This window comes from Streptomyces canus (assembly GCF_041435015.1).
Lineage (GTDB): Bacteria > Actinomycetota > Actinomycetes > Streptomycetales > Streptomycetaceae > Streptomyces > Streptomyces canus_G.
This window is the reverse complement of sequence record NZ_CP107989.1, coordinates 7145031-7168043: the sequence shown is the minus strand read 5'-3', so window position 1 is coordinate 7168043 and position 23013 is coordinate 7145031. Positions and strand designations below refer to the sequence as shown.

The following is a 23013-nucleotide window of genomic DNA, read 5'->3' as shown; positions in this document are numbered from 1 at the left end:
CCGTCGTACGCTCCGCCGGGCGGACGATAGGGTCTACCGACGACGAGACGACCTACGAAGGACTTGAAGTGAATATCCGCTCCCTCACTCGAGGCGACGGCGTGGTGATCGGTGCAGCGGTGTTGCTGTTCATCGCGTCGTTCCTTGATCTCTACTCGGTCGACGGAGCCCCCGACGACGCCGACCTCCCCAGCGCCTGGGCGAGCGGCCCGGTCGTGATGGGGGTTGTCCTCGCGGGCATCATCGGCGCCGCCCTCGTCGTTCTGTCGCGCGGCCTGCCGCAGCTGCCCAAGGTGGCGGGGCTCGACCTCGGCCAAGTCGGCGCCGCGTTCACGGTGTTCGCGGCCTGGAGCGCGCTCGGGAACGTGTTCGACCCGCTGAGCGCCGCGGACTACGGCTCCAGTTCGAACACGGTCAGCGCCGGTATCGGACTGATCCTCGCTCTCGTCGCCACCCTGGTCATGGCCGCGGCCGCCGTCGCCACCCCTCTCGTCCCCGCCCTCCAGGCCGGTCTCGTCCCGGCCCCCAAGCCGCCCCAGCCGCAGCCCTACGGCGCCCAGCCGCCCGGTGGTTACGGCTACCCGGGTGCCCAGCAGCCGGGGCAGCAGGCCGGGCCGCAGGGGCAGCCCTACGGCGGTCAGCCGCAGCCGGGGCAGCCGTTCGGCGCGCAGCCTCAGCCGCAGGCGCAGGCCCCGCAGCCGCCGGCCGCGGAGTTCTCGCCGTTCTGGTTCGCCGTGCCGGTGCCGCGCCCGCTGTTCGCGGAGGACGGTTCGCCGACGCCGATCGCCGAACTCGCCCCGGGCACCTGGTACCTGGCCGTCGAGCAGCGCGGTCCGGGTCTGGTCGCCCAGACGCAGGACGGCCGTCGTGGCGTGCTGCAGGACACGAGCGGCATCCAGCGCGGCTGAGCCCTTCGAGGTCGTAGGACGGCCCCTCGCCCCTTCCGGGCGGGGGGCCGTTGCCGTACATTCGCGAGCGCTCCCGGAGATCTGACATACCGTCAGGAGGCGTCGTGCGACTCGGTCTTGCGCTCGGCTACTGGGGCCGCGGCCCCGACCCCCGCCATGTGCCGCTGGCCCAGGAGGCCGAGCGGCTCGGCTATCACTCGGTGTGGACGGCCGAGTCGTGGGGGTCGGACGTGTTCACACCGCTCACCTGGATCGCGTCGCGGACGTCGACGATCAGGCTGGGTACGGCCGTTGCCCAGATGGCGGCCCGCTCCCCCACCACGACCGCCATGCACGCCCTCACCCTGGACCATCTCTCCGGCGGGCGGGTCCTGCTGGGCCTCGGGCTGTCCGGTCCGCAGGTCGTCGAGGGCTGGTACGGCCGTCCGTTCCCCAAGTCGCCGCTGACCGCGACCCGGGAGTACGTCGACGTCGTACGGCAGGTCCTCAGGAGGCAGGCGCCGGTCGAGCTGGACGGCCGCTTCCATTCCCACCCCTACCGGGGCCCGGACGGCACCGGCCTCGGCAAGGCGCTCAAGCCGATCACTCATCCCCTGCGCGCCGAACTGCCGATCCTGCTGGGCGCCGAGGGCCCGAAGAACATCGCCCAGACGACCCGGATCGCGGACGGCTGGCTGCCGTTGTACTGGTCGCCGAACCGGCCCGAGGTCTACGAGACCTCGCTCGCCGAGGCTCCGGAGGGCTTCCTCGTGGCCCCCATGGCGCAGGTGCGGGTCTGCGACGACGTGGCCGAGGGCCTGCTTCCGGTCAAGACGATGCTGGGCTTCTACATCGGCGGAATGGGCCACGCGGCCCGCAACTTCCATGCCGACCTGATGGCCCGGATGGGATACGAGGAGCAGGCGCGCAGGATCCAGCGGCTGTTCCTCGAAGGCCGCCGCGAGGAGGCCGTGCTCGCCGTGCCGGACGCCTTCGCCGACGAGATCTCCCTGGTCGGACCGCGCGAACGCATCGCCGAGCGGCTGGAGTCGTGGCGCAAGGGCCCGGTGACGGACCTGCTGGCGCTGGCCCCGGACCAGGAGTCGCTGCGGGTGCTGGCGGAGCTCAACACGTGACGCCAGGTTTCGTCCGGGAATTCGGGGCCATTCGAACACCATGTCCACTGAATCTCGCCGTGGTGCCAACTCAGCCGGGACGGTCATAGCGATCGTCGCCGACATCATGGCCCTCATTCTGGGCCTGTGGATCCTGATGTACCTGCTGGACGCCAACCGGGCGAACGACTTCGTGCAGTTCATCCACGACGCCGCCCGCTGGCTCGCCGGCTGGTCCTACGACCTGTTCACCTTCGACGAGGCCTGGGCCCGGGTGGTCGCGGGCTACGGCCTGGCAGCGGTCGTCTACCTGTTCGTGGGCCACGCCATCGCCAACCGCGCCCACCGTCACTGAGACCCGACCGAGCGCTCAGGCGCAGCAGTCCGGGTCGAGCCCCAGCGGCAGGCGCTCGCCGCCGAACACCGCGCAGGTGGCCTCATGGCCGCCCAGCGCGGCGACGGCGAGCAGCAGCGATCCCGCCGTCCACGTGGTCAGCTCCAGCGGCCACACCGCCCCGTCCTCGAACACGTACCCGGTCCAGTACAGCCCGCTCTCCGGGTCCCGCAGATGCTGGATCGACTGGAGGATCTCCAGGGCTCGGTCGGACTCGCCCGTCGCCCACAGGGCCAGCGCGAGTTCGGCCGACTCCCCGCCCGTGACCCACGGGTTGGGGACGACACAGCGCACCCCGAGAGCGGGCACGACGAACCGGTCCCAGCCCTCCTCGATACGGGACTTGGCCTCCACGCCGGTCAACGCCCCACCCAGGACCGGGTAGTACCAGTCCATCGAGTAGCGGTCCTTGTCGAGGAAGCGTTCGGGGTGCCGCCGGATCGCGTGCCGCAGCGCTCCGATCGCCAACTCCCAGTCCGGCTGGGCCTCTTCGCGCTGTTCGGCGATGGCGAGGGCGCACCGCAGCGCGTGGTGGATCGAGGAGGATCCGGTGAGCAGCCCGTCGGTGAGGGCCGTGCCGTCGTCCTCCCGCTTCCACCCGATCTGCCCACCCGGCTGCTGGAGTTCGAGCACGAACTCCATCGCCGCGTACACCGTCGGCCACATTCGGTCGAGGAACATGTCGTCGCCGGTGGACAGATAGTGGTGCCAGACTCCTACGGCTATGTAGGCGACGAAGTTCGTCTCGCGGCCCCGGTCGGTGACCTGCGCGAAGTCCCCGTCCTGGTACGCCGCGTACCAGGAACCGTCCTCGTTCTGGTGCCGTGCGAGCCATGCGTAGGCCCGCTCGGCCGCCTCGTGCTCGCCCGCCGCGTCCAGCGCCATCGCGGCCTCGGTGTGGTCCCACGGGTCGAGGTGGTGCCCGCGGAACCACGGGATCGCCCCGTCCTCCCGCTGCGCGGCCAGGATCCCGGCGACGGTCGCGGCGGCCTGCTCGGCGGTGAGGACCCCGGGCAGGACGAGGTGTTCTGTCCGGGGAGTGGTCACGAGGTGGCCACCCGCGGAAGGTGCGGCTTGGTCGCGTAGGCCACGAAGCTCTTGCCGATCAGCGGGTTCAGTGCCTGCTCGGCGACCCGGGTGGCCAGCGGCTTCTTCATGATGTCCCAGACCAGCAGCTTGTGGTACGCCTGCACCGGCAGCGCCTTGTCGTTGTCGACGCCGAACGCGCACTTGAGCCACCAGTACGGGGAGTGCAGGGCGTGCGCGTGGTGGGTGCCGTACGGCTTGAGGCCGGCCTCGCGGATCTTCGCGAGGAGCTCGTCCGCCTTGTAGATGCGGATGTGGCCGCCCTCGACCTCGTGGTAGGCGTCGGACAGCGCCCAGCAGACCTTTTCGGGGCCGTAGCGCGGGACGGTGATGGCGATCCGCCCGCCCGGCTTGAGTACCCGGACCATCTCGGCGAGTACGCCCTTGTCGTCCGGGATGTGTTCCATCACCTCGGAGATGATCACGACGTCGAAGGACTCGTCGGGGAAGGGAAGGGCCAGGGCGTCGCCCTCCATCGCGGTGGCGGTGGCCCCTTCCGGTGCCTCGCCCGCCTCCTTCATCGCCGTGAACCACTTCGTGACCTCGCGGATCTCGTCGGCGTTCTGGTCCAGCGCCACGACCTGCGCGCCGCGCCGGTAGCACTCGAACGCGTGCCGGCCGGCCCCGCAGCCGAGGTCCAGGACGCGGTCGCCCGGCGCGAGCGGGAACCGGGAGAAGTCGACGGTCAGCACGTGGCCCTGCTTTCGGGGTTGAGATCGGCGTCGGTCAGTCGGGGGGCGGTCAGCGGTGCGCCGCCCGTTACTGCGGCCGCGGAACGGCCGGGGGGCTGGGCCGCGGAGCGGGGCGGGGCCTCGGCGGCGGAGCCGGCGATCGCCTCGCGGTAGCGGGACACCGTGCCCTCCGCGGCCTTCGCCCAGGTGAACTTGGCCAGTACCCGCTCACGTCCGGCCCGGCCGAGTCGCACCCTCAGGTCCGGGTCGCCCAGGAGACGGCTCAGGGCGGTCGCCAGTGCGCCCGGGTCCCCCGGCGGTACCGCCAGGCATGTTTCGCCGTCGCGCCCCGCGACTTCGGGGATCGCGCCGCCGGTCGTGGCGACCAGCGGGGTGCCCGTCGCCATCGCCTCGGCGGCCGGGAGTGAGAAGCCCTCGTAGAGCGAGGGCACGCAGGCGACCTCCGCCGAGCGGACGAGGTCGACCAGTTCGGCGTCCGAGATGCCCTTGACGAAGTCGACGGCGCCTTCGAGGCCGTAGCGCTCCATGGCCTGGGCGACCGGGCCCTCGGCCGGCCGTTTGCCCACAACTATCAGGTGCGCCCCGGGGTGTTCCGCGCGGACCTTGGCCAGCGCCTCGACGAGGAAGACGAGGCCCTTGAGGGGGACGTCCGCGCTGGAGGTCGTGACGATCCGGCCCGGCACCACGCGCACCGACGGATCCGGCGAGAACTGGTCCGTGTCGGCGCCGATGTGGACGACGTGGATACGGTCGTCGCGCACGCCCAGGTGCTCGATGATCTCCTGGCGGGAGGTGCCGGAGACGGTGAGCACGGACGGCAGGCGGCGGGCCACGCGCTTCTGCATACGGGTGAAGGCGTACCAGCGGCGCTTGGACAGCCGCTGCCACCGGCTCTCGGCCGCGTCCAGCTCCAACTGCCGGTCCACGGTGATGGGGTGGTGGATGGTGGTCACCAGCGGAGCGCCGACATCGCCCAACAGGCCGTAGCCGAGGGTCTGGTTGTCGTGGATCACGTCGAACTCACCGCTGCGGGCCCGGAGATGACGTCGGGCCCGCAGGGAGAAGGTGAGCGGCTCGGGGAAGCCGCCGGTCCACATCGTGGCGACTTCCAGGGCGTCGATCCAGTCGCGGTACTCGTCGCGTTTCGGGGTGCGGAAGGGGTCCGGGGAGCGGTAGAGGTCCAGGCTGGGCAGCTCGGTCAGGCTCAGACCGTCGTAGCCCGGATCGAGTACGGGGTACGGCTGGGAGCCGATGACCTCGACGTGGTGGCCGAGGCGGGCCAGTTCGCGGGAGAGGTGGCGTACGTAGACACCCTGGCCGCCGCAGAACGGGTTCCCTTTGTAGGTGAGGAGTGCGATACGGAGCGGTCGCTCGCCGTCGGCGGCCGGGCCGTCAAAGGCCCCTGCCTGACTGGCCTCAGCGGTCACTCTGGGCCCCCTTCTGCCTGCACTGTCCCGCGAGATTACGACGAGAAGGTAATCTAGAACAAGTTTCAGACTTGATCGTTCAGGAGGCTCTGAATCTACCGGCAGGTAGGGGTCCTGTGAGCGGTGGATCAGGTGATTCACGCCACGACCGGCACCCTGGCATGCTGAGTGATCACACATCCTCACGGACTGTCACGGAAGCCAAGGTGGACAAGGTGGCCAAGCCGGCCGGAGTGGAAGCCAGCACCGTACGACCCGACACACCACCGCTGACCGAGCGGCAGGAGGCGCGGCGCCGCCGCATCCTGCACGCGAGCGCGCAGCTGGCGAGCCGCGGCGGGTTCGACGCGGTGCAGATGCGGGAGGTCGCGGAGTCCTCGCAGGTGGCGCTCGGCACCCTCTACCGGTACTTCCCCTCCAAGATCCATCTGCTGGTCGCCACCATGCAGGACCAGCTGGAACACATGCACGGCACGCTGCGCAAGAAGCCGCCGCAGGGCGAGACGGCGGCCGAGCGGGTCGCGGAGACCCTGATGCGGGCCTTCCGGGCGCTCCAGCGCGAGCCGCACCTGGCGGACGCGATGGTCCGCGCGCTGACCTTCGCGGACCGCAGTGTGAGCCCGGAGGTCGACCAGGTCTCCCACCAGACCACGCTGATCATCCTGGACGCCATGGGGCTCGAGGACCCGACGCCCGAGCAGCTCTCCGCGGTCCGCGTCATCGAGCACACCTGGCACTCGGCCCTGATCACCTGGCTCTCGGGCCGGGCCTCCATCGCCCAGGTGAAGATCGACATCGAGACGGTGTGCCGACTGATCGACCTCACGGAACCGCGGGCCTAATACCCTCGGGGCGCTAGCCGACGGCCACCAGCCCGCTCCAGCTCCGTCCGATCGCCGCCTCCCCCGCCCACCGCTCCAGCAGGCGCCGGGCCTCCTCCTCAGGAGCCGCGAGGGAGACCTGCTGGGCGCCGGCGTCGACGGCGCGCTCCTGCTCGTGGGTGCCCTCGCTGCAGCAGGCACACAGCACGCGGACGCCGCTCGCCGGCTCGGCGCCGAAGCCGTGGTCGGTGAACAGCTCCAGGAGGGCCTCCAGGTCGGCCGCCTCGCCCGCGGCCACCGTGACCTCCAGGGTGGGCAGTTCGGACGCCTCCAAGAGCAGGAGTTCCTCGAAGACGGGGTACGTCGAGCCCTCGACGACCCGCTCACCCTTCGGTTCGCCGTCGTGGACGACGATCTCGCCGAAGCGCCGCCCGCCCGTGACGGGCACGCTGACGACCCGGCCGCGGGTCGGGCACAGCCGCTCGATCCAGACGACCTCGCGCTCGCCGCCGCTGTCGAGGCGCACACAGGCGTACCCGAGGCGGGCCTCGATCCGCCCCTCCCCGTCGGGGAGCTCGATGCCGAAGCCGCTCCACGCGTCCCGTGCCGTCGCCCAGTCCCGCTGGATCGTGGCCGCGATGCCGAGGTTCCAGTACGCCGGGTCGCCCTCGCCGCGCGGGGCCCGGGCCGCGGCCTCCCTGCCCAGGTCGTACGCCTTGGCCCAGTTCCGCAGGAACTTGTGGGCGAGCGCGGCGTCGTACCACCACACGGCGCTGGCCTCCAGGTCCGGGAAGTGCGCGAGCACCCGCTCGTACAGCTCGGCGGCGCGCAGCCAGTCCTCGACGTCCCAGGCGACACGCGCCTGCTCGATCAGCTCCCTGGCCTCGGACTTCTCCACGCTTCCCCACTCCCGCAATGGACTGACGACGACCGCAGGAGCGTAAGCCCTCCTGCCTGCGGGGAACACGTGAGGGACCTACGAGACGGGTTCCCTTCGCCGGCATGGTCCGGATCAGGTTCTTGGGGTCGCCGTCGAGCCTTCCCGCTACTCTCCGGCCTCTCAGCCCTACCGTCGACGTCGGCCCCGGCGGAAGCCTGCGCCTCTCGCCCGAGTCGGCTACTTCGGTCGGACTCCCTCACTCGCCTCGTAGGCCTATCTCCACAATAGAACGCCCGTCCGGGAATGAACCCCCTCACACCGTGATTTTCTCGGCCCCTACTCCTCCGGCGGGAACACCGGCTCCCCGCTCCCCAGCAGCGTGATCAAGATGGCCTCCACCGGGCAGTTCTCCGCCGCCGCCAGGATCTTCTCGTTGGCGTCGGTCTCCGGGTCGGCGGGGTGGGACTGGCGGGCGGTGTCCAGGCGGAAGCCGTCGGGGGAGGTGTGCACGCACTGCGCGGAGCCGATGCACAGGGAGCGGTCGACCTCGACGTGCCAGCGGTCACCCATCGCCGCTCACCCCTCCCAGCCGGCCGGCAGATGGATCATCTTGTGCTCCAGGAACTCGCCGTAGCCCTCCGGGCCGAACTCCCTTCCCAGACCGGAGTTCTTGTAGCCGCCGAAGGGGCCGAGCATGTCGAGGCTGAAGGTGTTCACGTTGTAGGTACCGGTACGGACCTGGCGGGCGACCTCGATGCCGCGCTCGACGTCGGCCGTCCACACGCTGCCGGACAGGCCGTAGTCGGAGTCGTTGGCGATCTTCACGGCCTCGGACTCGTCGCCGTAGGGAAGGAGACAGATCACCGGCCCGAAGATCTCCTCGCGTGCGATCCGCATCGAGTTGTCGACGTCGCCGAAGAGCGTCGGCTCGACGTACCAGCCGCGGTCCAGGCCCGCCGGACGCCCGCCGCCGGTGAGGATCTTGGCGCCTTCCTCCTGGCCGATGCGGATGTAGTCGAGGTTGCGGCGCTGCTGGCGTTCGGCGACCAGCGGGCCGACCTGGGTGGCCGGGTCGAGCGGGTCGCCGACGACCAGGGAACTCGCCGCCGCGGCGAGGGCCTCGGCGAACTCGTCGTAGCGGGATCGGGGCAGCAGGATGCGGGTCTGGGCCACGCAGGCCTGTCCGTTGTTCATCCAGGCGGACGGGACGATCCCGGCGACGGCCGTCTCGACGTCCGCGTCCGGGAGGACCACGGCCGCCGACTTGCCGCCCAACTCCAGGGTCACGCGCGTGAGATTGCGGGCGGCGACCTCCATCACGCGCTTGCCCGCGCCCACCGAGCCGGTGAAGGAGACCTTGTCGATCCCCGGGTGCCCGACCAGGTACTCGCTCACCTCACGGTCGGCCGGAAGGATGGACAGGACGCCCTCCGGCAGCCCGGCCTCCTTGGTGATCTCGGCCAGGATGTACGCGTCCAGCGGCGACTCGGGCGACGGCTTGAGCACCACCGTGCAGCCGGTGAGCAGCGCGGGCGCGAGCTTGGCGGCGGCGACGAACTGCGGGACGTTCCAGGGGACCACGGCCGCCACGACCCCGACCGGCTCGCGGCGCACGAGGATGCGGCCGAGGACTCCGTCGCGCGTCTCCTCGTACGTGAAGTTCCGTGCGACCGTGATCGCCGAGTCCCAGACCATCATCGCGCCGAGGGCCTGTGCGAGGACGCTCCAGGAGTACGGGGAGCCGTTCTCGGAGGAGATCACGCGGGCGATCTCCTCGTGCCGGACCGCGATGGCGTCCTTGATCCTGGTGACGACCTCGATGCGCTCGTCGAGCGACATCCGCGGCCAGGGCCCCTCGTCGAAGGCGGTGCGTGCGGCGGCGACCGCCGCGTCCACGTCCGCGCGTGAGGCGTGCGGGACCCGTCCGATGACCTCCTGGGTGTGCGGGGAGATCACCTCGATGACGTCCTCGCCCAGGGGGTCGGTCAACTCCCCGCCGATGAACAGCTGTCCGTGTTCCACGAGCTCGGTCATGGCGACTGCCTCCCCGGGGCGGCTTACTGACGATCCATCAGATACGGAACTGATACCAGTTCCACTGGGAGGAGTCCACGGGCCGCACACCGCGACTGTTGGTGACCTCGGGCTACCGTCGAAACTCGTTCTAGTTATCATGCTGGGAACGCGGTGATTGGGGAGCTCATGGCGCAGGTGTACGACCATGGTGGCGGCGTCCGGTCCGTTCAGGTGCCCATCCCCGACAATCCGCTCGGCCACACCCTCGTGTACGTGGTCGACACCGACCGGGGGCCGGTGCTGGTCGACACCGGCTGGGACGACCCGGACTCCTGGGACACCCTCGCCGAGGGGCTGACGGCGTGCGGGACCGACATGGACGAGATCCACGGCGTGGTCATCACCCACCACCACCCCGACCACCACGGCCTCTCCGGCAAAGTGCGGGAGGCATCCGGGGCGTGGATCGCGATGCACGCCGCGGACTCCGCGATCGTGCGGCGCACCCGTGAGACCCGTGCCGAGCGCTGGTTCACCTATATGACGGCCAAGTTGGTGGCGGCGGGCGCCCCCGAGGACCACGTGGCCCCGCTGCGCACCGCGCGGCGCCGCGAACTGCCCGGCTTCTCCCCCGCGTTGCCCGACCGCGAGATCGTCCCCGGCGACCTCCTCGACCTCCCCGGCCGCAGGCTCCGCGCCATCTGGACCCCGGGACACACACCCGGCCATGTCTGCCTGCACCTGGAGGAGGAACACCCCTCCGGGCTGCCGGGCCACGGGCGGCTGTTCTCCGGCGATCATCTGCTCCCCGAGATCACCCCGCACATCGGCCTGTACGAGGACCCCGACGACGCCACCGTCACCGACCCCCTCGGCGACTACCTCGACTCCCTGGAACGCGTCGGGCGGCTCGCCCCCGCCGAGGTCCTCCCCGCCCACCAGCACGTCTTCACCGACGCGAGCGCCCGCGTGGGGCAGTTGCTCGCCCACCACGAGGAACGCCTCACCGACCTGCACTCCCTCCTCGCCGAGCCCCTCACCCCCTGGCAGCTCGCCGAGCGCATGGAGTGGAACCGGCCCTGGGACCAGATCCCCTACGGATCACGGAACATCGCGGTCTCGGAAGCCGAGGCGCATCTGCGGCGGCTGGTGAAGCTGGGCCGCGCGGAGGCGGTGACGGGGAGCGATCCGGTGACGTACGTGGCTGTCTAGCGCCTGATCAGCCGGACAGGCCCTGGCCCTCGCCGAGGCTCCACAGGCGGCTCTCAGCGCTTTCCTACGGGCGAGTACAGTAGCCAGGTCGTCATCACATGCCGTACGGGGGGAAGCCGGCGCAATTCCGGCGCTGCCCCTTCCCCAGTGCCTCCAGGGCCTGGGAGACCGGCCGGTGCGCGGCACCGTCGAGGTATACGGAGCCGAGCCGCCCGGGGGCCTCCCGCGCTGCCCGGCTCTCCGCAGGGAGAAGGGCATCCGTCGATCATGAACGTCCGCCGCAGCGCCGCGGTCCTGGCCGCCACCGTCGCCATCGGCACGGCCACACCCGCCGTGGCCGCCTCGCCGTCTCCGTCGCCGTCCCTGCCCTCGGGGCTGTACGGCAGCGGCGACCCCACGTACGACGGGGTCTGGCGGCAGTCGCTCGCGCTCATCGCCCTGTACCGGGTGCACGCGGAGCCGGCCGCCGCGACCGTCGACTGGTTGGCCGGGCAGCAGTGCGAGAGCGGGGCGTTCCCGGCGTTCCGCGCGAACCCGGCCAAGGCCTGCGACGCCAAAGTGATGGTCGACACCAACAGCACGGCCGCCGCCGCGCAGGCCCTGTCCGCGGTCGGCGGGCACGGCACCGCGGTCACGAAGGCGGTGACCTGGCTGAAGTCCGTCCAGAACAAGGACGGCGGCTGGGGCTACACCCCCGGCGGGGCCAGCGACGCCAACTCGACGTCCGTTGTCATCGGCGCACTCGTGACCCAGCACACCCCGGTCTCGACGATCCGCAACGGCGCGAAGTCGCCCTACGACGCCCTGCTGAAGCTGTCCCTGCCGTGCGCCGACGGAGGCGCGTTCGCCTACGAGCCGGACAAGAAGGGCAAGCTCACGGCCAACGCGGACGCGACCGCGGCGGCCGTCGTCGGTGCGCTGGGCCAGGGCATGGTCTCGGTGAAGGCCGGCGACAAGAAGAACGCCGCCTGCACCGACGCGGCCCGCCCCACTCCCAAGGACGCGGCGGCCAATGGCTCGGCCTACCTGGCGAAGGCCGTCGCGAAGGACGGCCACCTGACCTCGGCCCTGCCCGGCTCCGAGAACCAGCCCGACTACGGCAACACGGCCGACGCGGTCGTGGCGCTGGCCGCGCAAGGCGGGACGGCGGCGGCCACGGGTCCGCTGCGCTGGCTGGAGCGGAACTCCGCGAAGTGGGCCGAGCAGAACGGCCCGGCGGCATACGCCCAGCTGATCCTCGCCGCCGAGGCGGGTGGCGCCGACCCAAGCGACTTCGGCGGCACGGACCTGGTCAAGCAGCTGACCGCGACGGGACCGGCGCCGGTCACCGCGTCCCAGGACGACTCCGGCACCTCCGTGTGGTGGCTGGTCGGCGCCGGTCTCGCCGCCGGCGCGGGCGTCGGCTTCCTGCTCAGCAGCCGCAACAAGAGGAAGCAGCCGTGACCCGGCGGGCACTCCTCCTCTCCCTCCTGGCGGGCCTCCTCCTGGCCACCGCGAGTCCGGCCCACGCCGCCGGGTACCGCTACTGGTCCTTCTGGGAACGCACCGGCTCGACCTGGACCTACGCCACCGAGGGCCCCTCGACGGCGGTCCCCTCCGACGGCGACGTCCAGGGCTTCCGCTTCGCGGTGAGCGAGGACTCGGCGGACGCGGACACGCCCCGCGGGTCGGCGTCGTTCGCGGCGATCTGCGGGGACACGGCGGCACGGGACGGCCGTAAGCGCGTGGCGTTGGTCCTCGACTTCGGTACGGCTTCGGACGCCCCGTCCGGCGAGGCGCCCCCGGCCCGGCGCACCGCGTGCGCGGTGATACCCCGCGACGCGACGACGGCGGAGGCCCTGGCGACGGCCGCCAAGCCGCTCCGCTACAACACCAACGCCCTGCTGTGCGCGATCGCGGGGTATCCGCAGACGGGGTGCGGGGAGCAGGTGACGGGGGCGACGAAGCCGGCTCCCGCCGAGAGAGAGCAGGACGGCGGCCCGTCGGTGGGCCTGTGGGTGGGAGCGGCGGGCGTGGTGGCGTTGGGCGCGGCGGCGGTATGGCAGGCGAGGCGCCGCCGGCATGCGTAACGCATCCGCGCGGCCTGCGGGCGGTCGTGCCGCCGCCCCGAAAACGGGCGGCACCCTACCGACGCCGGCGAGCGCACCCGGCCCTGCCCAGGTCAACCGCCCCGCGTCGCTGCACCCCGGCGCCTGGTGGCTGTGGTCCCTCTCCCTCGGGACAGCAGCGACCCGCACCACCAACCCCCTCCTCCTCGCCCTCCTCATCACCACGTCCGCGTACGTGGTGGCGACCTGCCGCCGGACCAGTCCCTGGTCGCGCTCCTACGCCGCCTTCGTCAAACTCGCCCTCGCCGTCCTCCTGGTCCGCCTCCTCTTCGCGATCACCCTGGGCTCCCCCATACCCGGCACGCACGTGCTCGTCACCCTCCCCGAACTCCCCCTCCCCGACTGGGCGCATGGCATCCGGCTGGGCGGCAGGGTCACCGCGGAGTCCCTCGTCTTCGCCCTCTACGACGGCCTGAAACTGGCCACGCTCCTCATCTGCGTGGGCGCGGCGAACGCCCTCGCCAACCCGCACCGCCTCCTCAAGTCCCTGCCCGGCGCCCTCTACGAACTCGGCGTCGCCGTGGTGGTGGCCCTGACCTTCGCCCCCCATCTCATCGCCGACGTCCAACGCCTCCGCTCCGCCCGCCGCCTCCGGGGCCGCCCGGACACCGGCATCCGCGGTCTGCTCCAGGTCGGACTCCCGGTGCTGGAGGGCGCGTTGGAGCGCTCGGTCGCCCTCGCCGCGGCGATGGACGCCCGCGGCTACGGCCGTACGGCCGAGGCCCCGCCCGGAGTCCGCCGTACGACCACCGCGCTCACCCTCGGCGGCCTGCTCGGAGTCTGCGCGGGAACGTACGGACTCCTCACCGCCGAAGGCGGCACATACGGCATCCCCGTGCTGCTCGCCGGTCTCACGGCCGCCCTCGCGGGTCTGCGGCTGGGCGGCCGCCGCACCCCGCGTACCCGTTACCGCCCGGACCGCTGGGACGTCCGGTCCTTCCTGGTCGCCGGTTCCGGCGTGGCCGTGGCGGCGGCGATGTTCCTCGCGGGAGCCGACGATCCGGCGGCCCTGCACCCGGGCGTGGTGCCGCTCGTCGCGCCCACCCTGCCTCTCCTGCCGGCCGCGGCCGTCCTGCTCGGCCTGCTGCCGGCCTTTCTCGCCCCCACGCCCAAGGAGCCGTCGTCGTGATCCGCTTCGAGGATGTCTCCGTGACGTACGACGGGGCAGCCGAACCCACCGTCCGGGGCGTCGACTTCGAGGTGCCGGAGGGTGAACTCGTGCTGCTCGTGGGCCCGTCGGGGGTCGGCAAGTCCACGATCCTCGGCGCGGTCAGCGGGCTCGTCCCGCACTTCACCGGCGGCACCCTGCGCGGCCGGGTCACGGTGGCCGGCCGCGACACCCGTACCCACAAGCCGCGCGAACTGGCCGACGTGGTCGGCACGGTGGGCCAGGATCCGCTGTCCCACTTCGTGACGGACACCGTGGAGGACGAACTCGCCTACGGCATGGAGTCGTTGGGCCTGCCGCCGACGGTGATGCGCCGCCGGGTGGAGGAGACCCTGGACCTGCTGGGCCTGGCGCCCCTGCGCGACCGCCCCCTGGCCACCCTCTCCGGGGGTCAGCAGCAACGCGTGGCGATCGGCTCGGTCCTCACCCCGCATCCCCGGGTCCTGGTCCTGGACGAACCGACGTCGGCCCTGGACCCCGCGGCGGCGGAGGAGGTCCTCGCCGTGCTCCAACGGCTGGTCCACGATCTCGGCACCACGGTCCTCATGGCCGAACACCGCCTGGAACGCGTCATCCAGTACGCCGACCAGGTCGCCCTCCTGCCCGCCCCCGGGGAGGCCCCGGTCCTCGGCACCCCGGCCGAGATGATGGCCGTATCCCCGGTGTATCCGCCGGTGGTGGACCTGGGCCGGCTGGCGGGCTGGGCTCCCCTGCCGCTGACGGTGCGGGACGCGCGGCGCAGGGCGGGAGATTTGAGGGAGCGGCTGTCCGGGCGAACACCTACGGACAACGCACCCGCAGCCGCCGACGGCGAGACCGCCCCACAGGGGCCGCCCGCACCCGCCGACGAAGGTTGTACGGGTGATGCGGGTGGGAACAGCATCCCGGCCGAAGGCCGGGCATTCCGCCGTTGGCGTCCCCGCCGCAGTCGCCCCACCCCCAGCACGACCCACCTCACCGCCGAAGTCCAGGCCCTCTCCGTCCGAAGAGCCCGCGTCCAGGCACTGCGCCACATCGACCTCACCGTCCACCCCGGCGAGACCATCGCCCTCATGGGCCGCAACGGCGCCGGCAAGTCCACCCTCCTCAACACCCTGGTCGGCCTCGTCGAACCCTCCACCGGCACCGTCCACGTAGGCGGCGCCCAGCCCCACCGCACCGCCCCGCAGGACCTCGTACGCCGCGTGGGCCTCGTACCCCAGGAACCCCGCGACCTCCTGTACGCCGACACGGTCGCCGCAGAATGCCGAGCCGCGGACACCGACGCCCAAACAACACCAGGCACCTGCCGCGCACTGGTCGACGACCTCCTCCCCGGCGTGACCGACGACACCCACCCCCGCGATCTCTCCGAAGGACAGCGGCTCGCCCTCGCCCTCGCCGTGGTCCTGGCCGCCCGCCCGCCCCTCCTGCTCCTCGACGAACCGACCCGCGGCCTGGACTACGCCGCGAAGGCCCGCCTCGTCGAGCTGCTGAGGGAACTCGCCGGCGCCGGCCACGCGATCATGCTGGCCACCCACGACGTGGAACTCGCCGCCGAGCTCGCCCACCGGGTGATCCTGCTGGCCGAGGGCGAGGTGATCGCCGACGGCCCGGCGGCGGACGTCATCACGTCCTCCCCCTCCTTCGCCCCGCAGGTCAGCAAGATCCTCGCCCCCCAGCGGTGGCTCACGGTGACCCAGGTGAGGAAGGCCCTGCCATGACCCGAGCCGTACGCCTCGGTCCCCGCTCCCTGCTCACCCTCGCTCTGGTCAGCGCCGTGGGCGTCGTCGCCTTCGGCTGGCCCTTCCTCGCCCCGCCCACCTCCCGGGTCGGCACCCACACCCAGGACGCCCCCTGGCTCTTCGCCGGGCTCCTCGTCCTCCTCGTCGCGGTGGTCGCGGCGGCGATCGCGGAGTCGGGCCTTGGCCCCAAGGCCGTGGCCATGCTCGGGGTACTGGCAGCGACCGGCGCCGCACTCCGGCCGATCGGCGCGGGTACCGCCGGCATCGAGCCGATGTTCTTCCTGATGGTGCTCAGCGGCCGGGTTCTCGGTCCCGGCTTCGGCTTCGCGCTCGGCAACGTCACGATGTTCACGTCCGCCCTGCTCACCGGCGGAGTGGGCCCGTGGATGCCGTTCCAGATGCTGGCGATGGGCTGGTTCACGATGGGCGCGGGCCTGCTGCCGGGCCCCGAGCGGACCAGGGGCCGCGCCGAGGTCCGCCTCCTCGCGGCGTACGGCTTCCTCGCCGCGTTCGCCTATGGCACCGCCATGAACATGGCCGGCTGGCCCTTCATGGGCGCCCTCGCCTCGAACATCGCCTTCGACCCGCACGCCGGCGTCCCCGCCAACCTGGCCCGTTTCGTCACGTACTGCCTGGCCACATCCCTCGGCTGGGACCTCGGCCGGGCCCTGGTGACCGTCGTCCTGACACTCACCCTCGGTCCGGCCCTCCTCAGGGCGCTCCGCCGGGCCACCCGCCGCGCCGCTTTCGAGGCCCAGGTCACATTCGAGGCGTCCGAGCGGTGAAGCACCCCACATGACCCAGCTCACCTACTAACGGGAACAGTAGGAGCATTCCGGACATAACGCCTACCCGGCACCCCCTCCGACCTGCGCCTTGAGAGCCGGATCACACGGGCACCCTTTCCCGGCGATTCGACCACAACTAGTAAAAGGGGTCATTGCGGACGCCTTCCGAGCCTGTTTCTCTGGACCACGTCGCACGGCGCCGACAAGCCCACGGGCCTCGGCGCCGCCGCATGTCCCCCGGGTCTGCGAGCGGCACCCACGTCCCCGAAGAAAAGGTTCTCCGTGTCCGTCTCCCGCATCGCCCGCCGCATCTCTTCTCCGAAGAAGGCCATCACCACCGTCGCGATGGCCGCCGCCACCGCCGGCCTGGTCCTGACCGCGGCGCCGGCGCATGCGGCCACCACGAACTCGCCCGCCCAGGCCAAGGCCATCGCGCACAAGATGATCCCGAACGCCGCGCAGTACGCCGCGTTCAGCAAGATCGTCGAGCACGAGAGCGGCTGGGACGTCGACGCCATGAACTCCTCCTCCGGCGCCTACGGCCTGGTCCAGGCCCTGCCCGGTTCGAAGATGGCCGCCGCCGGCTCGGACTGGAAGACCAACGCCAAGACCCAGATCAAGTGGGGCCTGGACTACATGAACTCCCGCTACGGCAGCCCGACCGCCGCCTGGTCCTTCTGGCAGGCCAACGGCTGGTACTGAGCCGCCGCGCGCATCACCCCCGGACGCCGTCGAAGAACCGCACCACCTGCGGTGCCGACACGGCGAGGGAGCCGAAGTGATCCACGGCTCCCTGATCGACCACCCGCACCCTCGCTCCCTGACCTGCGAGGGTGCGGGCGCATGTCCGGGTGTTGCCGATGGGCACGTCGGTGTCGCCGGCACCGGCGTACAGCCGCACCGGCACCTCCGGCTTCCAGTCGCAGGTGTGGTCGGCGGCGCGGATCGCGTCCAGCACGGCGCCGGACGGATGCCGCAGACGCTCGTAGAAAGCGGGCGTGAGCAGCCGCTTCACCGAGGGCGCGAGTCCCCTGACGACGTCCTCCTCCTCGTGGCGTCCGTCGAAGAGGCCCTCGACCCGGCTCGCGTACGGCGCACGAAAGACCTCGGACGGGTCCTTGTAGATCGGGTGCAGGCGGTTCTGCGCGACCAGCCAGTAGGAGAGGTAGAGGACCCCGCTGATGTCGTTGACCCGGCCGTCGAACAGCGCGGGCATCTCCTGCCCCTCGCCGTCGTACGGGCCGCTGACCGGCGCCAGCGCCTTCACCCGGAAGTGCCGGTCGGCGCCCCCGTCCAGCGCCTTGCCGAGCGCCATCGCGACCTGGCCGCCCTGCGAAAAACCCGTCACGTAGACGTCCCCGGTGAGCGGGCGCGCGAGCCGGTCCGCGGCCGTCCGGGCGGCGCGCAGCATGTCGAGGGAGGCGGTCACCGACGAGGCGGTGTCCATGTACGGATGCCGGCCCGGGCCCCGGCCGAGGCCGAGGTAGTCGGGCGCGGCCACGGCACGGCCCGCGCTCGCGTTCAGATACGACGGCACCCGCCCGAAGTCCTCGCTCGCCGAGGGCGCGTAGTCGCGGTGGACCATCGTGCCGTGGGTGTCGGAGACCAGGTCGAGGCGGTGGCCGCCGCCCTTGGGGAGCGTCAGCAGTCCGGTCGCGAGGGTGGGTGCACCCTGCGGGTCGACGGTCCGGTACGTCAGCCGGTACGCCCGTACGCCGTACCGCACGGAGTCGGTGGCCACGTCCCGCCCGTCCAGGAACGCCCGGACGGCCCCCGCGTCCCGGTCGGCGACCGGGGTGACGGAGACCAGCTCCCCGCGCCCCGTCCGGTGCGGCTCACTGGTGGCAGCTGCCACCGGGGCCGCGGCGAGCGCGGCCAGCAGCAGGGCCGCCGCTCCGGCGAGCCCCCGTCGCGTGCGCCAACTCGCCTGTGTTCCATGGGTTGTGCGCGTCTCATCACTCATGTGCTCGACGCTAGGGACGCGCAGGTCATGCCGACATCCGAGAGTCCCCCGCATCCGTGGTGGACTTGAGTGCACCCTGCCCGTCCGGCCGCCCGGAGACTCGATGAGCGCACAGAGCAGCACCGACCCGAAGACGGCCGGCGATCCCGAGGCGCGCGGACTGCGCCTGGTGGTTGTGCTGTTGGGGCTGACAGTGGTCAGCGGACTGATCGACGCGGTCAGCTATCTGGGACTGGAGCACGTCTTCACCGCGAACATGACCGGCAACGTGGTCGTGCTGGGATTCGCCGCGGCCGGGGCGCCCGGCTTCTCGGTGCCGCACACACTGACCTCGCTGGGGTCCTTCGTGGTGGGCGCGGCGGTGGGTGGCCGGGTCGCCGTACGGCTCGGCGGTGGTTCCCGGCGCACCTGGACCCGGCTCACGCTCGCCGCCGAGGCGGTGCTGCTGGGGATCGCGGCGGTGGTCGCCTTCGCCGCGCCCGGCGCCACGGCCACCGCCTACACCCTCATCGCCGTCACGGCCTTCGCCATGGGCCTGCGCAACGCCACGGTCCGCAAGCTCGGCGTCCCTGACCTGACGACGACCGTGCTGACCATGACGCTGACCGGCCTCGCCGCCGACTCCCGGGCCGGCGGCGGCCACGGCACCCGCTCCCCCCGCCGTACGGCGTCCGTGATCGCGATGGTCGCCGGGGCCACGCTGGGCGCTTGGCTCGTACTCCATCACGGCCTCGGGATTCCGCTGGCGATCTCGGCCGGGCTGGTGGCGGTGCTGGCGGTGACCGTCTCGGGGCGCGAGTGAGCCCCCTCTTTCAAGAGCTGTCTGAAGCGCTACTTGGTCAGGAAGGCCAGCAGCGCCGCGTTGACCTCCTCCGCATACGTCCACAGCAGACCGTGCGGCGCGCCCTCGATCTCGACGTACTCGGCGGAGGGCAGCAGCGCGTGGAAGGGCCGCCCGGTCGAGTCGATCGGCAGGATGCGGTCACCGGTGCCGTGCACGATCAGCGCCGGTACGTCGATCTTCGCCACGTCGGCCCGGAAGTCGGTGATCCAGGTCGGGACGCAGGCCACCGAGGCGTGCGCCGAGGCCCCCGCGGCCACATTCCAGCTGTTGCGCACGGCCGCCTCGCTGATCCGGCTGCCCAGCGTCTCGTCCAGGTTGTAGAAGTCCTGGTAGAACGCGTCGAAGTAGGCGTACCGGTCCTTGGTGACCGCGTCCAGGATGCCGTCGAAGACCGACTGGTCCACGCCCGTCGGGTTGTCGTCGGTCTTCAGCAGGAAAGGCTCGAGCGAGGCCAGGAAGACGGCCTTCGCGACCCGCCCCGAACCGTACGTGCCCAGGTAGCGGCCCACCTCACCGGTGCCCATCGAGAAGCCGACGAGGACCGTGTCGGTCAGGTCCAGGCTGGTGAGCACCTTGTCGAGGTCGGCGGCGAAGGTGTCGTAGTCGTAGCCGGTGGTCGGCTGCGAGGAACGGCCGAAGCCGCGGCGGTCGTAGGTGATGACGCGGTGGCCGGCCTCCAGCAGGACCGGGACCTGCTTCTCCCAGGAGTGGCCGTCGAGCGGGTAGCCGTGGATCAGGACGACCGGCTGGCCGGTGCCGTGGTCCTCGTAGTAGAGCTCGATCGGCGCGCTGTTCTCTTCGCCAACGGCGATGTACGGCATGTCGGTCCGTCCTCTCGTAGTGGAGCTCCCAGCTCACCAGGAGTGACCGCTCGGCGCCAGGCAGAAGAACAGGCGGAAGTAAGTGGGGGCGCTTGTTCTAATTGTCATGATGACCAGTCACTCTCCTGACGTTCCGCAGACCGAGGTGCCCGGCGGCGGCACCGCCTTCGGTGTGATGCTGCGCTCCCTGCGCCGGACCGCCCGGCTCACCCTGGAGGACCTCTCCGGGGCGTCGGGGGTCAGCGTTCGCGCGCTCGGTGACCTGGAGCGCGGCCGCAGCCGGGGACCCCAGCGCCGTACGGTCGACGCACTCGCCGCCGCCCTCCGGCTCGACGCCGAGCAGCGCGAGCGCCTCCAGCGGCTCGCCGACGCCGGCCGGGAACGCGGGGGCCCGCCGGCCCCGCCGTATCTCCTGCGCACCGTCCCGGACTTCACCGGACGGGAACACGAGCTGGCGGAACTGCAGGCCCTCGCCACCGGCACGCGCACGCGTGCCGCGGTGCTCTTCGGGCCGGGCGGGCAGGGCAAGACCACCCTGGCCGCGGAAGCCGTACGCCGGCTGACCGGCTCCTTCCCCGACGGCAGCGTCTGCGTCCAGTTGCACGGCATGAGCGAGGCCCCGCTGCCGGCCGCCGAGGCGCTGGTCCTCCTGCTCGTGGCGCTCGGCCACCCGTCCGACCGAATCCCCGTCGACCCGGTGGCCCGGGAAGCCGTCTATCGGGCCACGCTCGCGACCCGGCGGGCGCTGGTCGTCCTCGACGACGCGGCCGACGAGAACCAGACCAGACGGCTGCTGCCGGACGCCGAGGGCAGCTTCGTCCTGGTCACCAGCAGACGGCCGCTGGCCGGTCTTGAAGGCGTACGGCGGATCAGGCTCGGCGGGCTCAGCGGCGGGGAGTCGGCGACCCTCCTGGAGCGGATCCTCGGAGCCCCGCGCACCGACGGACAGTCCGAGGCGATCACCCGGCTGACCGAGCTGTGCGGACACCTCCCGCTGGCCCTGCGCATCGTCGGCAACCGCCTCTCCAGCCGCCCGAGTTGGACCCCGACCCGCCTGGCCGGCCAACTCGCCGACGAGGAACGCCGGTTGAGCGGCCTGGTCGCGGGCGACCTCGCCGTACGCGGTGCTCTCGCCCTCTCCTACGGCCAACTCACCGAACCGCACCGGCTGCTGCTGCGTCGGCTCTCGCTCATCCCCGGCCATGACGCCGGCCCCGACCTCGCCGCCGTCCTGACCGGCGAGGACCCGTTCACCACCGAGGACTTCCTCGACCTGCTGGTCGACCGGGGCCTCCTGGAGGAGACCGCGCCCGGCCGGTACGCCCTGCACGATCTCGTGCGACTCTTCGCGCGCGAGCGACTCGACGACGAGGAGCCCGAGTCGGTGGCCCGGGAGGTCCAGCTGCACACGGCGGACTGGTTGTTGCGGTCGGCCTCGGCGGCAGGCCGTCTGTTCGAGGCGCCGGGCGCGCCGGAGCCGTGGGCGGGCGAACCCTCCGCCTTCACCCCGGAGTCCGCCGCAGATGCCGAGGAGTGGCTCATCGCCGAACGCTCCAACTGGGCGGGCGCCCTGCCCCTGATGTACGCGGCGGGCCGGCACGCGCAGATCCTGCACACCTCCCGCACCCTGTACTGGTTCTCCGACCGCTGGACCCAGTGGCCCGAGTGGCGGACCCTCTTCTCGTACGGCGCCCGGTCCGCGGCCGCCGCCGGGGACCGGGCGGCCGAGGCCCAGCAGCTCAACTGCCTCGCCTGGGCCCACGGGGTCGGCGCGTACCAGTACGAACAGGCCGAACAACTCGCCCGCAGGGCACTGGAGTTGGCGATTGAGACGGGCGACGAGGGCCAGCAGGCCTGGGCGTGGTCGTACATCAGCGGGGCCTGTCTGAGTCTGGAGCGGCCCGCCGAGGCCGCGGAGGCCGCCGCGAAGGCCACCCGGCTCTTCGAGGCCGTCGGCGACACCGCCGGGAAGGCGGTCTCCCAGCGGGTCCTCGGCAAGGCGCTGCGCACATCCGGCCGTGCCGAGGAGGCGCTGGCCCTTCACCGGGCCCTGCTCGACACCTCCGCCGGGGATGTTCCCGGCCTGAACGAGTTCGTCCAGGCCCTGCTCCGCCACGAGATCGCGAACGATCTGCTGGCCCTCGAACGATGGCCGGAGGCGGTGGCGGCCTACCGCACCGTCACCACCCCCCTCGCCCGCGGCGACCTCGACCGCTTCCGGGCCCAGGCCCTCACCGGCCTCGCCACGGCCCTACGCCACTGCGGCGAACTCCCCGAGGCCCGCGAACACCTCACCCGGGCGCACGAACTGTTCACAGCGGCCGGCGACACGGCGTCCGCGGCGGAGACGATCGAGCGTCTCGGTTAGATGCGTGCGCCCGCGCCATGGCCGACGCCGTCCACGCGGTACAGCCGCCGTCTCCACCCACCACCCCGAGACGAACGAGCACCTCGGAGAGATGCCCGCCCACGCGCCCGCCTCCGCCGATCCGCGAGTCGCCGGCGACCGTCCTCGCCATGGCCGAACGCCGTTCGCTACGTCGGCCGGGCCGCCGTCACCGTGGACCGCAGTCCCGAATGCCGGGTGCGGCCCGCTGCACGCTCAGCCCGGATCGACCGCCACCCGGTGATCCGGGCGCCCGTCCTTCGCCAGCATCGAGTGCGCCTCGGCCACCGCCCGGTAGAGCCGCATCCCGGAGTCGTCCCGCACGTCGTCGAGGGTCCAGACCCGCCCGCCGTGGCCCAGCGACCGCCGGGAGAAGACCTCCAGCGCGCTGATCGCCGCCGCCCCGTCCACGAGCTCGGCCGCGACGGCGGGCATGTACACACCCTGCCCGGTGCCGATCTCCACCGACGAGTCGAAGACCGCGATTCCCACCTCGGGCCGCACCGCGATGTTCCGCGAATGCACCGCCTCGGGCGAGGACACCCAGAAGAACTCCCGGCATCCCGCATACGCGAAGTAGACCGGCGTACTCCAGGGCCGCCCCTCCGCGTCCGCCGTGGCCAGCACCAGGTACCGGCTCGCGTCGACGATCCCGCGTGCGTTCTCCGCCGTAGGCCTCAT

At 72.0% G+C, this 23013-nt stretch carries 22 protein-coding genes; 13 read left to right on the top strand and 9 right to left on the bottom strand.

The features are described from left to right. Window positions 1-68 precede the first annotated feature (68 nt). The 3 genes from OG841_RS32725 (at window position 69) to OG841_RS32715 (ending at window position 2357) form a co-directional block, all read left to right on the top strand. A complete protein-coding gene (locus tag OG841_RS32725; RefSeq protein ID WP_266565421.1) occupies window positions 69-908 on the top strand; it encodes a DUF5336 domain-containing protein in 840 nt (279 codons plus the stop codon). Window positions 909-1012: 104 nt separating this feature from the next. After that, on the top strand, window positions 1013-2023 hold the full coding sequence (locus OG841_RS32720; RefSeq protein WP_371567611.1) for an LLM class F420-dependent oxidoreductase: 1011 nt from the start codon (window positions 1013-1015) through the stop codon (window positions 2021-2023). A gap of 40 nt (window positions 2024-2063) precedes the next feature. Then, window positions 2064-2357 (top strand): hypothetical protein, encoded by a 294-nt coding sequence (locus OG841_RS32715; protein ID WP_057615136.1) that lies wholly within the window; start codon window positions 2064-2066, stop codon window positions 2355-2357. A 15-nt stretch (window positions 2358-2372) separates the two neighbouring features. On the opposite strand, the gene OG841_RS32710 is transcribed toward OG841_RS32715, so the two are convergent. Genes OG841_RS32710 through OG841_RS32700 form a run of 3 tightly spaced genes read right to left on the bottom strand, consistent with a single transcriptional unit; the run spans window position 2373 to window position 5601 of the window. Further along, window positions 2373-3443, bottom strand: coding sequence for a prenyltransferase/squalene oxidase repeat-containing protein (locus tag OG841_RS32710; RefSeq protein WP_328638095.1), 1071 nt, complete (start codon window positions 3441-3443; stop codon window positions 2373-2375). Continuing rightward, the gene (locus OG841_RS32705) at window positions 3440-4174 is read right to left on the bottom strand and encodes a class I SAM-dependent methyltransferase (protein ID WP_365117327.1); all 735 of its coding nucleotides are present in this window, start codon (window positions 4172-4174) and stop codon (window positions 3440-3442) included. The genes OG841_RS32710 and OG841_RS32705 overlap by 4 nt, the downstream gene beginning before the upstream one ends. Next, window positions 4168-5601: a glycosyltransferase family 4 protein gene (locus OG841_RS32700; RefSeq protein WP_365117330.1), complete on the bottom strand. Its 1434-nt coding sequence runs from the start codon at window positions 5599-5601 to the stop codon at window positions 4168-4170. The genes OG841_RS32705 and OG841_RS32700 overlap by 7 nt, the downstream gene beginning before the upstream one ends. A gap of 161 nt (window positions 5602-5762) precedes the next feature. On the opposite strand from OG841_RS32700, the gene OG841_RS32695 reads away from it, so the two are divergent. Continuing rightward, complete coding sequence (locus OG841_RS32695) at window positions 5763-6443, top strand: TetR family transcriptional regulator (RefSeq protein WP_371567607.1); 681 nt, start codon at window positions 5763-5765, stop codon at window positions 6441-6443. Between the two features lie 13 nt (window positions 6444-6456). Here OG841_RS32695 and OG841_RS32690 read toward each other — a convergent pair whose 3' ends face one another. From OG841_RS32690 to OG841_RS32680, 3 genes are all read right to left on the bottom strand, one after another. Further along, window positions 6457-7320 carry a tetratricopeptide repeat protein gene (locus OG841_RS32690; RefSeq protein ID WP_371567605.1) on the bottom strand — a complete coding sequence of 288 codons (864 nt, stop codon included), beginning with the start codon at window positions 7318-7320 and terminating at the stop codon, window positions 6457-6459. A gap of 318 nt (window positions 7321-7638) precedes the next feature. Further along, window positions 7639-7872: a ferredoxin gene (locus OG841_RS32685; RefSeq protein ID WP_371567603.1), complete on the bottom strand. Its 234-nt coding sequence runs from the start codon at window positions 7870-7872 to the stop codon at window positions 7639-7641. 6 nt (window positions 7873-7878) lie between these two features. Further along, window positions 7879-9336 carry an aldehyde dehydrogenase gene (locus OG841_RS32680; RefSeq protein WP_328638100.1) on the bottom strand — a complete coding sequence of 486 codons (1458 nt, stop codon included), beginning with the start codon at window positions 9334-9336 and terminating at the stop codon, window positions 7879-7881. Window positions 9337-9504: 168 nt separating this feature from the next. On the opposite strand from OG841_RS32680, the gene OG841_RS32675 reads away from it, so the two are divergent. The 7 genes from OG841_RS32675 to OG841_RS32645 all read left to right on the top strand — a co-directional run bounded on the left by OG841_RS32675 (window position 9505) and on the right by OG841_RS32645 (window position 17020). Continuing rightward, window positions 9505-10530 carry an MBL fold metallo-hydrolase gene (locus tag OG841_RS32675; protein WP_365117335.1) on the top strand — a complete coding sequence of 342 codons (1026 nt, stop codon included), beginning with the start codon at window positions 9505-9507 and terminating at the stop codon, window positions 10528-10530. A 267-nt stretch (window positions 10531-10797) separates the two neighbouring features. Next, window positions 10798-11973 (top strand): prenyltransferase/squalene oxidase repeat-containing protein, encoded by a 1176-nt coding sequence (locus OG841_RS32670; protein ID WP_371567600.1) that lies wholly within the window; start codon window positions 10798-10800, stop codon window positions 11971-11973. Next, window positions 11970-12599, top strand: coding sequence for an SCO2322 family protein (locus tag OG841_RS32665; RefSeq protein WP_328638103.1), 630 nt, complete (start codon window positions 11970-11972; stop codon window positions 12597-12599). The genes OG841_RS32670 and OG841_RS32665 overlap by 4 nt, the downstream gene beginning before the upstream one ends. After that, window positions 12592-13767, top strand: coding sequence for an energy-coupling factor transporter transmembrane component T (locus tag OG841_RS32660; RefSeq protein WP_371567598.1), 1176 nt, complete (start codon window positions 12592-12594; stop codon window positions 13765-13767). The genes OG841_RS32665 and OG841_RS32660 overlap by 8 nt, the downstream gene beginning before the upstream one ends. Next, window positions 13764-15509, top strand: coding sequence for an ABC transporter ATP-binding protein (locus OG841_RS32655; RefSeq protein WP_371567596.1), 1746 nt, complete (start codon window positions 13764-13766; stop codon window positions 15507-15509). The genes OG841_RS32660 and OG841_RS32655 overlap by 4 nt, the downstream gene beginning before the upstream one ends. Further along, the gene (locus OG841_RS32650; protein ID WP_371567594.1) at window positions 15506-16315 is read left to right on the top strand and encodes an ECF transporter S component; all 810 of its coding nucleotides are present in this window, start codon (window positions 15506-15508) and stop codon (window positions 16313-16315) included. The genes OG841_RS32655 and OG841_RS32650 overlap by 4 nt, the downstream gene beginning before the upstream one ends. 285 nt (window positions 16316-16600) lie before the next feature. Next, window positions 16601-17020: a transglycosylase SLT domain-containing protein gene (locus OG841_RS32645; RefSeq protein WP_266565396.1), complete on the top strand. Its 420-nt coding sequence runs from the start codon at window positions 16601-16603 to the stop codon at window positions 17018-17020. 13 nt (window positions 17021-17033) lie between these two features. Here the strand turns inward: OG841_RS32645 and OG841_RS32640 are convergent, their stop codons facing one another. Next, on the bottom strand, window positions 17034-18281 hold the full coding sequence (locus OG841_RS32640) for an alpha/beta hydrolase (protein ID WP_328638107.1): 1248 nt from the start codon (window positions 18279-18281) through the stop codon (window positions 17034-17036). A gap of 103 nt (window positions 18282-18384) precedes the next feature. On the opposite strand from OG841_RS32640, the gene OG841_RS32635 reads away from it, so the two are divergent. Further along, a complete protein-coding gene (locus OG841_RS32635) occupies window positions 18385-19083 on the top strand; it encodes a YoaK family protein (protein WP_328638108.1) in 699 nt (232 codons plus the stop codon). Between the two features lie 29 nt (window positions 19084-19112). On the opposite strand, the gene OG841_RS32630 is transcribed toward OG841_RS32635, so the two are convergent. Then, window positions 19113-19946 (bottom strand): alpha/beta fold hydrolase, encoded by an 834-nt coding sequence (locus OG841_RS32630; protein ID WP_328638109.1) that lies wholly within the window; start codon window positions 19944-19946, stop codon window positions 19113-19115. A 106-nt stretch (window positions 19947-20052) separates the two neighbouring features. Here OG841_RS32630 and OG841_RS32625 point away from each other — a divergent pair, with 106 nt between their 5' ends. Further along, complete coding sequence (locus OG841_RS32625; RefSeq protein WP_328638110.1) at window positions 20053-22314, top strand: NB-ARC domain-containing protein; 2262 nt, start codon at window positions 20053-20055, stop codon at window positions 22312-22314. A gap of 234 nt (window positions 22315-22548) precedes the next feature. Here the strand turns inward: OG841_RS32625 and OG841_RS32620 are convergent, their stop codons facing one another. Further along, window positions 22549-23013 carry a pyridoxamine 5'-phosphate oxidase family protein gene (locus tag OG841_RS32620; protein ID WP_328638111.1) on the bottom strand — a complete coding sequence of 155 codons (465 nt, stop codon included), beginning with the start codon at window positions 23011-23013 and terminating at the stop codon, window positions 22549-22551.

Bases quoted from the DNA above. Each gene is read 5' to 3' on its own strand.
- OG841_RS32680 (WP_328638100.1), bottom strand. From the start codon at position 9,336: ATGACCGAGCTCGTGGAACACGGACAGCTGTTCATCGGCGGGGAGTTG.
- OG841_RS32695 (WP_371567607.1), top strand. From the start codon at position 5,763: ATGCTGAGTGATCACACATCCTCACGGACTGTCACGGAAGCCAAGGTG.
- OG841_RS32685 (WP_371567603.1), bottom strand. From the start codon at position 7,872: ATGGGTGACCGCTGGCACGTCGAGGTCGACCGCTCCCTGTGCATCGGC.
- OG841_RS32715 (WP_057615136.1), top strand. From the start codon at position 2,064: ATGTCCACTGAATCTCGCCGTGGTGCCAACTCAGCCGGGACGGTCATA.
- OG841_RS32660 (WP_371567598.1), top strand. From the start codon at position 12,592: ATGCGTAACGCATCCGCGCGGCCTGCGGGCGGTCGTGCCGCCGCCCCG.
- OG841_RS32625 (WP_328638110.1), top strand. From the start codon at position 20,053: ATGATGACCAGTCACTCTCCTGACGTTCCGCAGACCGAGGTGCCCGGC.
- OG841_RS32670 (WP_371567600.1), top strand. From the start codon at position 10,798: ATGAACGTCCGCCGCAGCGCCGCGGTCCTGGCCGCCACCGTCGCCATC.
- OG841_RS32630 (WP_328638109.1), bottom strand. From the start codon at position 19,946: ATGCCGTACATCGCCGTTGGCGAAGAGAACAGCGCGCCGATCGAGCTC.
- OG841_RS32635 (WP_328638108.1), top strand. From the start codon at position 18,385: ATGAGCGCACAGAGCAGCACCGACCCGAAGACGGCCGGCGATCCCGAG.
- OG841_RS32620 (WP_328638111.1), bottom strand. From the start codon at position 23,013: ATGAGGCCTACGGCGGAGAACGCACGCGGGATCGTCGACGCGAGCCGG.
- OG841_RS32675 (WP_365117335.1), top strand. From the start codon at position 9,505: ATGGCGCAGGTGTACGACCATGGTGGCGGCGTCCGGTCCGTTCAGGTG.
- OG841_RS32650 (WP_371567594.1), top strand. From the start codon at position 15,506: ATGACCCGAGCCGTACGCCTCGGTCCCCGCTCCCTGCTCACCCTCGCT.
- OG841_RS32640 (WP_328638107.1), bottom strand. From the start codon at position 18,281: ATGAGTGATGAGACGCGCACAACCCATGGAACACAGGCGAGTTGGCGC.